13 protein-coding genes are annotated in these 14,320 nt (G+C 39.4%); 8 read left to right on the top strand and 5 right to left on the bottom strand.

All coding sequences use genetic code 11. The features are described from left to right. Positions 1 to 144 precede the first annotated feature (144 nt). The gene (gene gltP / locus RMA94_RS03730) at positions 145 to 1,431 is read left to right on the top strand and encodes a glutamate/aspartate:proton symporter GltP (protein WP_002114864.1); all 1,287 of its coding nucleotides are present in this window, start codon (positions 145 to 147) and stop codon (positions 1,429 to 1,431) included. A gap of 55 nt (positions 1,432 to 1,486) precedes the next feature. Here the strand turns inward: gltP and RMA94_RS03735 are convergent, their stop codons facing one another. The 3 genes from RMA94_RS03735 to RMA94_RS03745 all read right to left on the bottom strand — a co-directional run bounded on the left by RMA94_RS03735 (position 1,487) and on the right by RMA94_RS03745 (position 4,531). Continuing rightward, a complete protein-coding gene (locus RMA94_RS03735) occupies positions 1,487 to 2,587 on the bottom strand; it encodes a glycosyltransferase family 4 protein (protein ID WP_311081908.1) in 1,101 nt (366 codons plus the stop codon). Positions 2,588 to 2,852: 265 nt separating this feature from the next. Further along, positions 2,853 to 3,788, bottom strand: coding sequence for a lauroyl acyltransferase (locus RMA94_RS03740; protein WP_130173228.1), 936 nt, complete (start codon positions 3,786 to 3,788; stop codon positions 2,853 to 2,855). Positions 3,789 to 3,898: 110 nt separating this feature from the next. Then, positions 3,899 to 4,531 carry a LysE family translocator gene (locus RMA94_RS03745; protein WP_069031540.1) on the bottom strand — a complete coding sequence of 211 codons (633 nt, stop codon included), beginning with the start codon at positions 4,529 to 4,531 and terminating at the stop codon, positions 3,899 to 3,901. A gap of 139 nt (positions 4,532 to 4,670) precedes the next feature. On the opposite strand from RMA94_RS03745, the gene RMA94_RS03750 reads away from it, so the two are divergent. Then, positions 4,671 to 5,678 carry an acyltransferase family protein gene (locus RMA94_RS03750; RefSeq protein ID WP_119684855.1) on the top strand — a complete coding sequence of 336 codons (1,008 nt, stop codon included), beginning with the start codon at positions 4,671 to 4,673 and terminating at the stop codon, positions 5,676 to 5,678. A 21-nt stretch (positions 5,679 to 5,699) separates the two neighbouring features. Here the strand turns inward: RMA94_RS03750 and RMA94_RS03755 are convergent, their stop codons facing one another. Then, positions 5,700 to 7,610, bottom strand: coding sequence for an ATP-binding cassette domain-containing protein (locus RMA94_RS03755; protein ID WP_044101286.1), 1,911 nt, complete (start codon positions 7,608 to 7,610; stop codon positions 5,700 to 5,702). Between the two features lie 32 nt (positions 7,611 to 7,642). On the opposite strand from RMA94_RS03755, the gene RMA94_RS03760 reads away from it, so the two are divergent. Next, complete coding sequence (locus RMA94_RS03760) at positions 7,643 to 7,888, top strand: SlyX family protein (RefSeq protein ID WP_002115104.1); 246 nt, start codon at positions 7,643 to 7,645, stop codon at positions 7,886 to 7,888. Positions 7,889 to 7,943: 55 nt separating this feature from the next. Here RMA94_RS03760 and RMA94_RS03765 read toward each other — a convergent pair whose 3' ends face one another. Continuing rightward, positions 7,944 to 8,954: a zinc-binding alcohol dehydrogenase family protein gene (locus tag RMA94_RS03765; protein WP_086265056.1), complete on the bottom strand. Its 1,011-nt coding sequence runs from the start codon at positions 8,952 to 8,954 to the stop codon at positions 7,944 to 7,946. A 99-nt stretch (positions 8,955 to 9,053) separates the two neighbouring features. Here RMA94_RS03765 and RMA94_RS03770 point away from each other — a divergent pair, with 99 nt between their 5' ends. From RMA94_RS03770 to RMA94_RS03790, 5 genes are all read left to right on the top strand, one after another. After that, positions 9,054 to 9,431 (top strand): helix-turn-helix domain-containing protein, encoded by a 378-nt coding sequence (locus RMA94_RS03770; protein ID WP_130173226.1) that lies wholly within the window; start codon positions 9,054 to 9,056, stop codon positions 9,429 to 9,431. A 148-nt stretch (positions 9,432 to 9,579) separates the two neighbouring features. Then, entirely contained in the window at positions 9,580 to 10,029 is a 450-nt protein-coding gene (locus RMA94_RS03775) for a hypothetical protein (RefSeq protein WP_002114763.1), read from the top strand. Positions 10,030 to 10,064: 35 nt separating this feature from the next. Beyond that, positions 10,065 to 12,701, top strand: a complete 2,637-nt coding sequence (topA, locus tag RMA94_RS03780; RefSeq protein WP_005079182.1) for a type I DNA topoisomerase — start codon at positions 10,065 to 10,067, stop codon at positions 12,699 to 12,701. An 88-nt stretch (positions 12,702 to 12,789) separates the two neighbouring features. Continuing rightward, positions 12,790 to 13,548, top strand: a complete 759-nt coding sequence (locus tag RMA94_RS03785; protein ID WP_311081915.1) for a hypothetical protein — start codon at positions 12,790 to 12,792, stop codon at positions 13,546 to 13,548. A gap of 135 nt (positions 13,549 to 13,683) precedes the next feature. Continuing rightward, positions 13,684 to 14,256, top strand: coding sequence for an HdeD family acid-resistance protein (locus RMA94_RS03790; RefSeq protein WP_311082006.1), 573 nt, complete (start codon positions 13,684 to 13,686; stop codon positions 14,254 to 14,256). The last annotated feature ends 64 nt before the right edge of the window (positions 14,257 to 14,320 follow it).

Here is a 14,320-nt window from a genome sequence, read left to right on the forward strand (position 1 = left end):
TTACTTCGCCGGATCGGCGGGTTGTGATTTGTTTGTACATTTAAATTTCTGTTTGGAAATTACTGTACATGTTGAGGTTTCACTCTTAGTTAGTGTTCTTCTCCCTCTCATATTTGATACTTTGCGGTGCATAAGGATTGTCTTATGAAGAATTTTAAATTTAGCCTTGCTTGGCAAATTTTAATTGCTTTAATCCTAGGGATAGTTGTCGGGGCTGTTTTACATAACCAGCCTGAAATCAAAGACAGTATTGTGAATAATGTTCTTACCCCACTTGGTAAGATCTTTATTAGCCTGATTAAAATGATTGTTATTCCAATCGTTTTCTCTACCTTGATTTTAGGTATTGCAGGTGTTGGCAGTACGAAAAGTTTAGGGCGACTTGGTTTTAAAACCATTCTCTATTTTGAAATTATTACGACTATTGCTATTTTGGTTGGTTTGGTTGCGGCAAATATTTTCCAACCAGGTGCTGGTGTAGATAAAGCGATGTTAGTGACGACTGATATTTCGCAATATCAGCATACAGCTCAAGAAGTTGGTTCTCAGTCACATGGATTGGTACAGACAATTTTGTCCATGATTCCAACCAATATTGTTAACTCTATGGCACACGGTGAAATGTTGCCTGTGATTTTCTTTGCTGTGTTGTTTGGTATTGGTCTGTCTTCATTGCCAGCAACTACTAAAGACCCATTGTTAAATGTGTTTCATGCAGTTTCAGAAACGATGTTCCGCGTAACGCACATCATTATGAAATATGCACCTGTGGGTGTGTTTGGTTTAATCGCAGTAACTGTTGCTAACTTCGGTTTTACTTCACTCATTCCATTAGCTAAATTGGTAGTGTTGGTTTATGCCGCTATCTTTTTCTTTGCTTTTGTGGTTTTGGGTATTACCGCAAAAATGTTTGGAATCAACATCTTTATCTTGTTTAAGATTTTAAAAGATGAATTGATTTTAGCATTCTCAACAGCAAGCTCGGAAACAGTTTTACCACGTATTATGCAAAAAATGGAAGCTTACGGTGCGCCAAAAGCAATTTCCAGTTTTGTGATCCCAACAGGTTATTCATTTAACCTCGACGGTTCTACACTTTACCAAAGTATCGCAGCAATCTTTATTGCACAGCTTTATGGTATAGATATGTCAATCGGTCAACAGGTAATCTTGGTTATTACTTTGATGATTACTTCTAAAGGTATTGCTGGTGTTCCTGGCGTATCATTTGTTGTCCTATTAGCAACTTTACATACTGTTGGTATCCCGCTTGAAGGCTTAGCATTTATTGCTGGTGTTGACCGTATTATGGATATGGCTCGTACAGCGTTGAACGTTGTTGGTAACGCACTTGCTGTACTAGTAATCAGTAAATGGGAAAAACAATACGACTCTGAAAAAGCTGCTGCTTATGAAGCAACATTTAAATAAGATGGCTTTCTTTTAGTTGTAAAAAACCCGCGAATATTGCGGGTTTTTTATTGGGTTATTTCAAAACGCGTTGGTATAGTTCTAGTGTTTGATCACACATATCTTTTAAGCTAAACATAGTGACAGGAGCAACGATTTGAGTTTGTTCAATATGATTTTTTACAGTCTCGATTAAGGCTTTTTCATTTTCTGCTTCAACAAGACCTTGTGGGTATACATTTGATAAAATCTCGGCAACACCGCCACGGTTCCAGCCAACTACTGGCGTACCCACTGAAAGCGCTTCTAAGGCTGTTCTACCGAATGTTTCGGCTTGATTGGATAGAGAGAGCACAATATCGCTAAAAGCGAGCCATTCCCGAATATCTGAGCGATGACCTACGAAGGTAATTTTATTTGCGAGCCCTTTGCTTTGAATAGTACTTTGCAATTCACTTAAGTAAGCTTGCTTTTTGGCGTCAGCACCGCCGACAACAACCGCATGTAGCTGAGGATATTGCGTCTGAAGTTGATGCATCAGTTCAATTAAACTTTCATGCCCCTTTAAGCGTGTAATACGACCAGGTAAGCAAAGTAAAAACTTATTTTCAAGCTCAGGAAAGTCATTAAAAACTTGGTTAAACCACTGTGCTGAGGGCTGGTAATTATGTGGAAAAGCGGCAGGGTCAATGCCCCGATAAATTCGCACAATATCTTGCGGTGGACAGTTTTTATAATGGTCAGTGATGTATTTAACCACGCTGTCAGAAACAGCAATCACTTTTTCAGCTTGAGTCATAATCGCACTATAACGATTAACCGAATAGAAACCATGTACAGTGCTAATGAGGTGAGGGCGTTTGTTTGCAGGTATTTTTCTTAAGGCAAAGTGAGTAAGCCAAGCTGGTACACGAGAGCGCACATGAACAATATCGGGTTGATGCTGTTCAATCAGCCAGCGTAAAGGACGAATTTGCCACAAGCTTGAAAGTGATTTTTTATGAATAGGCAGCGTTAAATGAGTAGAACCTTCAGCTTCAAGCTGGGACACTAGTCGGCCGCCATTTGAAACAACCAAAGATTGATGGCCTTGTGCAACCAGTGCACGTGCAATTTCTAGTGTGCCGCGTTCTACGCCACCGCTATTGAGTTCTGGGAGAAGTTGCATCACTTTCATTGTTTTTTGCCTTATACATTCATAAAAGATGGACCATCTATAGATACATCATTTCAAACTAAATCATTATCCGGAATTTACTATCGTGCTAGCGACATGGATGTCGCTGTTTCGCTGTGTTACAAGGAAGTAACATCAGCGGAACAAAGGATTTTTGCTTACTTTTTATCCTTGAAAAGTAAGGTCTTCCTATTCGATAGTATTTGAATTTCACTTTAAATTAAGGCTGTGTCTGTCATCAATTTAAAATCATTACAGCTTTATCTTAATAAATCTCTTCATATCCCTCAGGACGTGTCTTAAATCGGCGGTGGAACCACATATATTGAGTTGGTGCAATGCGAAGCTGATTTTCAATAATTTTATTAACTCGAGTTGCATCATCGACTTCATCTTCACTTGGCATATTATCTACCGCAGGTTCAATCAGAACATGATATTTCGGGTTCTTAATATCACCGTGACGATAAAAATATAAAGGGACTGCAACTGCCTTAGAGATTTTTAATAAACGACGGTGAGCAGTTACTGTGGCCGCTGGCACACCAAAGAATGGTGCCATAACGCCTTGCTTGAGTCCGAAGTCTTGATCAGGGCTATACCAAATTGCATCACCATCTTTAAGGTGGCGAATTAAACCACGCATATCATCATGGTCGATTTGTGCTTTATAAATGGTGCCACGGCAACGATAAATCAGCATATCGAGCAATGGATTATTTTGAGGGCGGTACACAACATCTGGTTCGAAATATTGAGCACAAACATAGCCACCCGCATCAAGAAGCGTACTATGAGTACCCAATAATAAAACCCCTTTGCCTTGAGCTTGGGCATTGGTAATGTGTTCTAAGCCTTCAATGGTGACACGGTTTTTAAACCAGTAAGGCTTATACCATGCGTTTAGTGTCTCAAACACACCAAGCATCATATCCACAAAAACTCGCTTAGCTTGTTGCTGTACTTTTTCGGCTGACCATTCAGTAAAGCAAACTTCTAAATTACGAATAGTCGTTTTTCGGCGAGATTTTAAATATTTCCAAGCCAGATTTGCTAAGCCATGAGCCAGACGCCACTGAATTGCCCACGGCAAAATAGCCAAAAGCATTAAAAAAACAATGGCAATCCAAATACCCCAATATTTAGGCAATAAAAAGGACCATTGAAATTCACCGGGCGTATAAGTCTGCTTTTGGCTCATAACGATATAAAGAATTCAAAATTAAAACTGGCAAAAGTGTATCACGAACTGAATTTATCGTCGTAATACACTGTTGAATTGAGCGGTTAAGATGAGGAAGTGAAACGCGGTTATCGGCGATTTTCTAAAAGAATACGAACAGCAAGCCCAGCTAGTACCGTTCCCATAAGCCAACGTTGTATATTTGCCCAAAGGGGTTTTTGTTGAAGAAAAAGGGCAATGCCACCCGCAGAAAGCACAATCAGAGCATTTACCGAGACGCTAACAAAAATTTGAATAGTACCGAGCTGAATGGATTGCCATAAAATACTGCCTTGTTGTGGGTGAATAAACTGTGGCAATAACGATAAATACATAATCGCAATTTTAGGATTAAGTAGATTTGTAGCGAAACCCATTAAAAATAGTTTAGCTGGAGAGTCTACTGATAATTGTTTTACATCAAAAATAGGGGATGCATTGGGACGTAGTGCTTTCCATGCTAGCCAGAGTAAATAAATTGCCCCTGCAATGCGTATAGTGTCATAAGCATAAGGGACTGCGATAATAAGCGCTGTAATCCCGAAAGAAGCGCAAAGCATATAAAATACAAAGCCAACGCCAACACCGGCGAGTGAAATAAATCCCGCCGTTTTTCCTTGGCAAATTGAACGAGAAATAAGGTAAATCATGTTTGGGCCAGGGGTAAGCACCATCGCCAAGCAGATTAATCCGAATGCTAAAATTTGAGAAAGATCTAGCATGAAAAATACTCGAATATTATTATATTGGTAGATATAACATAATTATTTTGTATACAGCGAAACTTTATTTATTGTCTTTTTGAATTAAAAAATAAGAATAATTCAGTATGATATGAATATCCTGAATTCATAGAAATTTATGAGAAATCTCCATATCGATGCCACAAAAGGTGTCTTAATTTTTCTGGTTGTATTAGGTCATTACCTTGAAAGGTTAATTGGCTGGAACGAACCTCTAAATCAAGCGATTTTAGGGAGTATTTACTTTGTTCATATGCCAGCTTTTATTTTTATATCGGGCATGTTTTTTAAAGAAGAGAAAACCCTAGAAAAGTTAATTTACTTTTTATCGTTGTATTTGCCATTTCAACTTTTATTCCAATTGCTTGATGCTTTTTATAACGGAACTTTATGGAATTGGTCATTTCATTTGGTATGGTTTGCTAAGCCTTATTGGGTGTTATGGTATTTATTTGGCATGGTGGCTTGGACGTTTTTAGCTTTTTTTCTAAAAAAGACGGCATATCCAGTTTTGTTTTCAATAGTTTTAGCTTTACTTATTGGATGTTCACCCATCAATAATTATAGCTATTCGATTGGTCGAATTTTTGTTTTTTTACCCTTTTTTATGGCAGGGGCGATCTATGGTAAAACCATTTTTCAGTATATTCCGCAGTTGCCTTATGCAAAGTTATTTGCTGTTAGCACATTATTAATCATTACTGCTGTAGCCGCTATAAGTCATTATAGTTATTACTGGTTATTTGGCAGTTTGTCATATTTTCAATTACATGTAGATCTATGGCAGGGAATATTGATTCGCAGTGTAATTATGTTGTTATCGGCTATGGGTGCTTTGAGTTTATTTGTACTCACTCAAAATTTTAAACGACCTTGGATCGGTTTAGGCCAAAAAACGCTGCCAGTTTATATATTGCATGGTTTTGTAATTATTGTTTTGACTCATCAATTAAGTTTTAAATATTCGTTAGAGATTAATATTTTTATTAGTTTTGTTTTGGCGATCCTCATTTGTATGGTTTTGCAGTTACAGATATTTGAACGTGTAATTCGCTTCATCTCTTTATTTGTTTATAAACCTTTTATGGCATTATTAGAAATTCTGAATCCAAAAAAAGGGCTTTAATTAAAAGCCCTTTTTTATTGATTAACTGCCTTTGCTCATTTGTTCAAGTTCATCCCAACGTTCTAATTTTTCAAGTAATACCTCTTCAATTTCTGCGAGACGCTGACTTGCTTTAGTTGCTTCATCGGCATTACTGACAAACCATGAACCATCTGCAAGTTTGTCAGAAAGCTCTGCTTGTTCAACTTCCAGTTTCTCGATTTCAGCAGGAAGTTGTTCAAGTTCACGTTGGTCTTTATAGCTCAGTTTGACCTTTTTAACGTTACTTTGTGCAGCGGCTTTTTCAGCTTCGGCTTTTGCCTGAGCTTTTTTTACGTCAGACTTTTGGTCTACAACTTTATCATCTGGACGCTGCTGTAAATAGTCTTGGTAGCCACCAATGTATTCTGCAATATTACCTTTACCATCAAAGACCCAAGTCGATGTTACGACGTTGTCCATAAATGCACGGTCATGCGAAATGAGTAATAGGGTACCTTTATATTCAGAAAGCATCTCTTCAAGTAGCTCAAGAGTCACCATATCCAAGTCATTGGTTGGCTCATCCATTACAATTAGATTCGACGGTTTGAGTAGCAATTTAGCCAGTAAGATTCGATTTCGCTCACCACCAGAAAGCGCTTTTACTGGAGTACGAGCACGTTCAGGTGAAAATAAGAAGTCTTGAAGGTAGCTGTAAATATGACGACGGTTACCATTTACATCAACGAAGTCAGAGCCTTCTGAAACGTTTGCCATTACTGTTTTTTCAAGGTCTAAGGCATTACGTAATTGATCAAAATAAGCAACTTCTAACTGTGTACCTGTCTTAACAGAACCACCGTGCTCGATTTCACCTAAAATGGCTTTAATTAAAGTCGTTTTACCGACACCGTTATCACCGACTAGGCCAATACGGTCGCCACGCATGACTAGCGTAGAGAAATCTTTAATAAGCGGTTTATCATCATAAGATACGCTTAAGTGCTCAATATCAAATACTAATTTACCAGAGCGATTTGCTTCTTGAGTCGCCATACTCACTTTGCCTTGTTGTGAACGGCGAGCTTTCGATTCTTCGCGTAAAGCTTTTAAGGCACGAACACGACCTTCATTACGCGTACGACGAGCTTTAATCCCTTGGCGAATCCAAGCTTCTTCTTCAGCTAACTTTTTATCAAATAAAGCATTTTGTTTCTCTTCTGCTTCCATTTGCTGAGCTTTAAGCTCTAAATAGCGTGAATAGTTACCTTCATAGCCGCGTAAAATGCCGCGGTCAAGTTCAACAATTCGAGTCGCAATGCTATCTACAAAAGAGCGGTCATGCGAAATAAATAGGAGTGTTAAATTATTTTGATCGAGTAGGAATTTTTCTAGCCACTCAATACTTTCAACATCTAAATGGTTGGTTGGTTCGTCTAGAAGTAGTACGTCTGGCTGCGTTAAAAGAGCACGAGCGAGTAAAACACGGCGTTTACGTCCGCCCGAAAGGTCTGCCAAATCTGCATTTGGATCGAGTCCCATTTTACTTAACAGAGCATTGACCTTGTTTTCGAGTGCCCAGCCGTCGAGTTGGTCGAGCTTATGCTGTAGGTTGCCCATACGGTCACAAGCTTCCATATCTCCCAGCATACAAGCATCAGTTGCTTCATGATAAGCTCTGAGTACTTCGGCAGCTTCTCCTGCACCATCTGCGACAATGTCAGCAACCTTACCTGAATCCATTGGAACGTCTTGGGCTAACATTGAAACTGTTAAACCATTTTGAATGGAAACTTCACCAGAATCTGGTAATAGGCTTCCCTCGATCAGTTTAAGTAAAGTAGACTTACCTTCACCATTACGCCCAATTAAACAGACTCGTTCGCCACGTTCTAGATTAAAGTTCGCGCCATCGAGCAGGGCAGGTCCGCCAAAAGCAAGTTGGACATCCCTTAGGGTAATATAGGCCATAATGTTTTCCAGAATCTCAAATGAGGATTTAAATGACTAAACCACCATATCATGATGATCAAGCGTCATTTTCCGCACCCATTGAAGATTTGCAAGTGCGAATTACATTTTTGGATGATTTAGTTGAACAATTAAATCAACAACTCGCTATTCAAACTCAAGAAATAGCTGATTTGAAAAAACAAATGCAATTTCTTTATCAACGTGTGGAATCGTCGGATTTATCAGAAGGCATTGCACCTTTTGACCCATTAACGAATAAACCTCCCCACTATTAATAAAAAGGCAAGTTCGATACTTGCCTTTTTATTTGGAAATATTTTCCAATTTTGCTTAAAAACCTTGTAAGACGATCTTACCTTTTGTTGTGCCACTTTCAATTTGCTGATGAACTCGTTTTAAATTTTCAGCATTAATTGGACTTATAACTTCCGTTACGGTCGTTTTGATTTTCCCTTCATCAACCAGCTTGCTGACTTCATTTAATAGTTCACTTTGTTTTACCATATCTTCGGTCTGAAACATTGAACGTGTAAACATAAATTCCCAATGCACAGATACAGACTTTGACTTAAACGGTTTGATATCTAACTGTTCAGGATCATCAATAAGCCCAAAACGGCCTTGCGGTGCAATCAACTCGACAATATCTGCTAAATGCTGATCTGTTTGAGTGGTTGAGAATACATATAAAGGTGCAGTTAAACCTAATTGCTTGATTTGGGCTGCTAAGGGTTGACGGTGATCTAACACATAATCTGCTCCAAGTTGCTTAACCCAGTCTTGAGTTTCTGCTCGTGAAGCTGTTGCAATAATTGTTAGGTTTGTCAGCTGTTTAAGAAGTTGAATGGTGATTGAGCCAACACCGCCAGCTCCACCAATCACTAATATTGTTGTGCTTTCTGGCGCTTTCTTTGGAACTTGCAGGCGATCAAATAACATCTCCCAAGCCGTGATTGCAGTTAAAGGGAGAGCTGCCGCCTCGGTTACTTCTAAAGTTTTTGGTTTATGGCCAACAATGCGTTCATCAACGAGTTGTAATTCGCTATTACTACCTTGACGATTAAGAGCGCCTGCATACCAAACAATATCGCCAATCTTAAATTGAGTAACTTTATCTCCAATCGCTTCAACTACACCTACTGCGTCCCAGCCAAGAGTTTTCCACTGATTATTCTCAGGGCTTACATTCTTTCGAATTTTAGTATCTACCGGATTTACTGAAACAGCTTGTACACGAACAAGTAAATCGTGTCCTTCAGCAATAGGGGCATCGAGTTCAATATCGACGAGTGCTTCTGGCGATGTAATAGGCCCCGCTTTTTGATATGCCACAGCTTTCATAATGATCATTCCTCTTGTTGAGAGTTTGATCATAACGTAAGCTTAAAATAAGTGACTACAGACAAATAACGCTCATAGTGTCAAAAAGGATACTGTAAAATGGCAAAAGCAAGACATTCAAGTTTTGATTGCTCTCCGGGATGTTCAGTGGAGGCGGCGATTAGCTTGATTGATGGAAAATGGAAATGCGTCATTCTTTGGCATTTATTTAATGAAGGCACCTTGAGGTTTAACGAAATTCGAAAGCGTGTTCCGAGCATTACCCAAAGAATGCTGACAAATCAGCTACGTGAATTGGAACAAGATGGAATTATTCATAGAGAAGTCTATCCTCAGGTACCGCCTAAAGTGGAATATTGCCTGACTGATTTGGGACAAAGTCTTGAGAAAATTCTATTTGCTTTAAAACAGTGGGGGGATGCTCATATTGACCAATTTGGGAAGCTGACACTTGTGGATCGTAATTCGAATCCTTAATTATATTTGAGTTAGCTCATCGTAATTTGCACTGTGAAATCTGACTATTTTGAAGCTTGCCCCTGTATCGGGCATTATTTTTATGATGAAACTTGCGTTTTCTGGTCAGCTTATGCAACTCTAATAAAAGAGATTAATAGGTTTTGCTATGGACAATATGGGAATTTGGGTTACCGTTATCATTGTTCTTTTCGTACTAGGCTCCATTTTTGGTTTAAGAGTGAGCCCACGTGAAAAGGCACTTGGTATTATGCGTGATAAAGCTCGTAAAATGGGTTTACACCCGCGTGTAATCGTTGCACCTGAATGGACACATGTCCCAATGGCGACTGAAAAGCGTGCCAGCATGGTTGCTTATTATAGTGTATTGATTCCCGATGCCCGTTTATCTTTAATGCGCGCTCGCGTTGTAGACGGCAAATTAAAAGTGGTTCAGGGTGATGAGAAATTTAATGATTCTCCCATTGCATTAAAAGGGATTTATGCTATTGATATGCAGGCAAACTGTGTAGGGCTTTATTGGGATGAGGAATCAGACCTGAGAGCAACACAATTAGATGAGATGAAGGCTTATCTGTTGAACTTGGCTAAAGCCTGATTTTTAAATTTATTGGTATAGGAATAACATTTTATATGGCGAATACCTCGCGCTCTGCATCTCAAAGCACAGCATCTACTGCACCTGCTGCACATAAACGTGCCTTAGTGATTGTGGAGTCGCCTGCCAAAGCGAAAACCATCAATAAATATCTGGGTTCGCAATACATTGTAAAGTCTTCTGTAGGTCACGTGCGTGATTTGCCAACAGGTGGCAGTAAATCAACTGAGAAAAAGCCGGCTGCACGGACTAAACTCACTGAAGCAGAAAAAGAACAAAAAGCCAGTCAGGCTTTAGTTAATCGTATGGGGGTTGATCCTGAACATGGTTGGGAAGCTCATTACGAAGTTCTGCCAGGTAAGGAAAATGTTGTTGCTGAACTAAAAAAACTCGCCAAAGATGCCGATGCAATCTATCTCGCAACGGATTTGGATAGAGAAGGGGAAGCCATTGCTTGGCACCTAAGAGAAGTTATTGGTGGTGATGACAGTCGTTATCATCGCGTGGTATTTAACGAAATTACTAAAAATGCCATTCAAGAAGCATTTAAACAACCTACCCGCCTAGATTTAAACCGAGTTAATGCACAGCAAGCACGTCGTTTCTTAGACCGTGTTGTTGGCTTTATGGTTTCACCATTGCTGTGGGAAAAGATTGCCCGTGGTTTATCGGCAGGTCGTGTACAGTCTGTAGCGGTGAAACTGGTTGTAGAGCGTGAAAGAGAAATTCGTGCTTTTATACCAGAAGAATACTGGCAAGTTTTTGCAGATACTCAAGCCAAGAAAGATGACATTCGTCTTGAAGCAGTTAAGCAAGCTGGTAAAACCCTTAAACTGAAAAATAAAGCTGAAACTGATGCTTTATTGGATGTTTTAAAAGGTGCTGAATATAAAGTTGCACAGCGTGAAGATAAACCGACTAAGGTCAATCCAAGTGCACCGTATATCACTTCAACGCTGCAACAGGCTGCAAGTACACGTCTAGGTTTTTCTGTAAAGAAGACCATGATGCTAGCGCAGCGTTTATATGAAGCAGGTTTTATTACCTATATGCGTACTGACTCAACGTTCTTGAGTGACGATGCAGTAAGCATGGTACGTGCTCATATTGAAAGCCAATTTGGTGAGAAGTATTTACCTGCAAAACCAAACCGCTATGGAAACAAAGCCGGTGCTCAAGAAGCCCATGAAGCAATTCGTCCTTCTAATGTTGCGCTTACAGGTGACCAACTTGCAGGTGTAGAGCGTGATGCTCAGCGTTTATATGATTTGATCTGGCGTCAGTTTGTTGCTTGTCAAATGACTCCAGCAGAATATTTATCTTCAACTTTAACGGTTGAAGCTGCTGATGTTGAATTGAAGGCAAAAGGCCGTACGCTTGTATTTGATGGTTTTACACGAGTGCGTGGTGCCAACAAGTCTGATGACGATATTATTTTGCCTGCAATTAAAGTAGGTGAAATCTTAAAATTAGAGAAGTTAGACCCAAGTCAGCACTTTACTAAACCACCTGCACGTTTTACTGAAGCTTCTTTGGTTAAAGAACTCGAAAAACGTAGTATTGGTCGTCCTTCGACTTATGCAGCGATTATTTCTACGATTCAAGAACGTGGCTACGTTAAGTTAGAAAACCGTCGTCTTTTCGCCGAAAAAATGGGTGAAATTGTCACGGATCGTCTTGATGAAAGTTTCAATAACTTGATGAACTATGCATTTACAGCAGACCTTGAAGGGCAGCTCGATAAAGTTGCAACAGGTGAGCGTAACTGGAAAGAGTTACTTGATACTTTCTACGGTGACTTCAAAAAACGTCTTACTAATGCTCAGGGCGAGCACGGAATGCGCCGTAACCAACCGGTTGAAGTGCCAGCAGTACATTGTCCTGAATGTTCACGTCCAATGCAGATTCGTACAGGTACAACAGGCGTATTCTTAGGTTGTTCTGGATATAACTTGCCGCCTAAAGAGCGTTGTAAAGGTACTTTGAACTTAACACCTGTTGAGTCCTTAGCTGCTCTTTCTGATGATGATGGTGCTGAAACCGCAGACTTGATGTCAAAACATCGTTGTGCAAAATGTGGCACAGCCATGGACAGCTATGTAATTGATGGTGGTCGTAAACTACATGTATGTGGTAACAACCCTGATTGTGACGGTTTTGAGCTTGAAGAAGGCGAGTTCAAGATTAAAGGCTACGATGGACCAACCATTCCGTGTGATAAATGTGATGGTGAAATGCAGCTTAAGACTGGCCGTTTTGGTCCGTATTTCGCTTGTACAAGCTGTGACAATACTCGTAAGGTCTTGAAAAGCGGTCAGCCTGCACCTCCACGTGTAGAACCGATCAAGATGGAACATTTGCGCTCAACAAAGCATGATGACTATTTCGTGTTGCGTGATGGTGCTGCTGGTCTGTTTTTGGCCGCAAGTAAATTCCCGAAAATTCGTGAAACACGTGCGCCAAAAGTTGCGGAATTGCGTAGTGTTGCTGCTCAGCTTGATCCTAAATATCAATTTATTTTACAAGCACCAGACGTGGACCCTGAAGGTAATCCGACAGTTGTGAAATTCAGTCGTAAGAATCAATCACAATATGTAGGCTCGGAAACTCCAGAAGGCAAACAAACTAAATGGAGCCTAATTTATCAAAATGGTAAATGGGTTGAGGGCTAATTAAGTCCACAATAAAAAATGCTAGCTCAGCTAGCATTTTTTATATCTAAAACAATAAAAGAAAATTTTAAATGTATGGGGAAAAAGAATGTGGAAAAACATTCGAGTTTTATGTTTGTTAATTATTTTATTGATTGTTGCTGTTCAGGCATGGCGAGATCAAAACCAAGACTGGAATCAACCTATTGTTGTCGTTTTACATCCTATTAATGCAGATGGTTTACAGACAACAGAGAGCTACATTCATCAGTTGCAATACACTGATTTTAATAAAATAAAAAATTATTTAGGAGAATGGTCGCAGCATTATCGTGGTCAATCAGGAAACTTTGTAATTCGTTTAGGCCAGCCATTACAGCAACGACCTCCTGAGGTTCCTCAAAATGCCAATATCTTTCATGTGATGTGGTGGAGTTTAAAGTTCCGTTTTTATGCATGGCGACATCAACAACCTGAAGACAATCGGGCATCACTTAAACTTTATTTAAATTATTACGATCCCCATTATCAAAAAGTTTTGATCCATTCGACTGCTTTGGAAAAAGGTCGTATTGGTAGTGTGAATTTATTTGCGACCAACACACAAGCTTCCCAAAATCAGGTCGTGATTGTTCATGAGCTATTACATGGCTTTGGGGCACAAGACAAATATGATTTAAAAACTGGTCAACCACTTTATCCTCTAGGTTATGCGTACCCTGAAAAAGTGCCTTTATATCCGCAAACTGACGCTGAAATCATGGGTGGTCGAACACCATTATCCGAGCAGAGCAGTAAAATGCCGAATGGTTTACATGAAACAATAATAGGTTTACCTACAGCTCAAGAAATTGGTTGGGTGAAATAAAATTGTGGATAAATACTGCTTTATCCACATTAATTGATAAGAAACGATGCAGATTTTATACAGACAAAAAATGTGAAGTACATCACTATTGTTAGGTAGATGAAATTCTAATACCTGATAATAAGAGTAGCCATGATGAAAACTGTAGGTAATGATTTGGTACGTAATCAGTTACATGCTGACTGTAAATGGTATTTGATATTAGGCTTTGTGCTTATTGGTTTTGGTCTGATTTTATTTAGTTCATTGCCGTTTGCGACTTTTTCGGTCGTTTTTTTATTTGGAATACTCATGATGGTCGGCGGTGTGTTACATCTCGTCGCGGCTATGAGTGTTTTTAAAGGCGCAAGTAGATGGTTGTGGGCACTGTTTGGCGTGCTTTATCTCATGGCTGGCTATTACGCTTTTTCTACTCCAGTCACTACAGCTGTGGTTTTGACAAGCCTATTATCTATAGCGCTTATCATTGCTGGTGCTATACGTACCATAAATGCAATTTTACTTAAGCCTATTACAGGATGGGGCTGGACCTTGTTTTCAGGACTGCTCACCTTATTTACTGGTATTTTAATTTTGATTTCTAAAAATTCACCTTTTTGGGTGCTGGGAATGTTCCTTGCTGTTGATATCTTATTTCAGGGAATTAACTTCCTTGGTTTAGCTTCAGCCATCAAACATCTTCCATCTAGTTCAAAAACAGTATCTTAAAAAATAATATCGACTCAAAGAGCACTTTAAGTGCTCTTTTTGTTTTTAGGACGGGCAGACCCAT

The sequence above is a fragment of the Acinetobacter sp. V115_6 genome, assembly GCF_031799025.1.
Taxonomy (GTDB): domain Bacteria; phylum Pseudomonadota; class Gammaproteobacteria; order Pseudomonadales; family Moraxellaceae; genus Acinetobacter; species Acinetobacter pittii.

Excerpts from the sequence above, each read along its gene's own strand:
- gltP (WP_002114864.1), top strand. The coding sequence starts at position 145 with ATGAAGAATTTTAAATTTAGCCTTGCTTGGCAAATTTTAATTGCTTTA.
- RMA94_RS03735 (WP_311081908.1), bottom strand. The coding sequence starts at position 2,587 with ATGAAAGTGATGCAACTTCTCCCAGAACTCAATAGCGGTGGCGTAGAA.
- RMA94_RS03740 (WP_130173228.1), bottom strand. The coding sequence starts at position 3,788 with ATGAGCCAAAAGCAGACTTATACGCCCGGTGAATTTCAATGGTCCTTT.
- RMA94_RS03745 (WP_069031540.1), bottom strand. The coding sequence starts at position 4,531 with ATGCTAGATCTTTCTCAAATTTTAGCATTCGGATTAATCTGCTTGGCG.
- RMA94_RS03750 (WP_119684855.1), top strand. The coding sequence starts at position 4,671 with ATGAGAAATCTCCATATCGATGCCACAAAAGGTGTCTTAATTTTTCTG.
- RMA94_RS03755 (WP_044101286.1), bottom strand. The coding sequence starts at position 7,610 with ATGGCCTATATTACCCTAAGGGATGTCCAACTTGCTTTTGGCGGACCT.
- RMA94_RS03760 (WP_002115104.1), top strand. The coding sequence starts at position 7,643 with ATGACTAAACCACCATATCATGATGATCAAGCGTCATTTTCCGCACCC.
- RMA94_RS03765 (WP_086265056.1), bottom strand. The coding sequence starts at position 8,954 with ATGAAAGCTGTGGCATATCAAAAAGCGGGGCCTATTACATCGCCAGAA.
- RMA94_RS03770 (WP_130173226.1), top strand. The coding sequence starts at position 9,054 with ATGGCAAAAGCAAGACATTCAAGTTTTGATTGCTCTCCGGGATGTTCA.
- RMA94_RS03775 (WP_002114763.1), top strand. The coding sequence starts at position 9,580 with ATGGACAATATGGGAATTTGGGTTACCGTTATCATTGTTCTTTTCGTA.
- topA (WP_005079182.1), top strand. The coding sequence starts at position 10,065 with ATGGCGAATACCTCGCGCTCTGCATCTCAAAGCACAGCATCTACTGCA.
- RMA94_RS03785 (WP_311081915.1), top strand. The coding sequence starts at position 12,790 with ATGTGGAAAAACATTCGAGTTTTATGTTTGTTAATTATTTTATTGATT.
- RMA94_RS03790 (WP_311082006.1), top strand. The coding sequence starts at position 13,684 with ATGAAAACTGTAGGTAATGATTTGGTACGTAATCAGTTACATGCTGAC.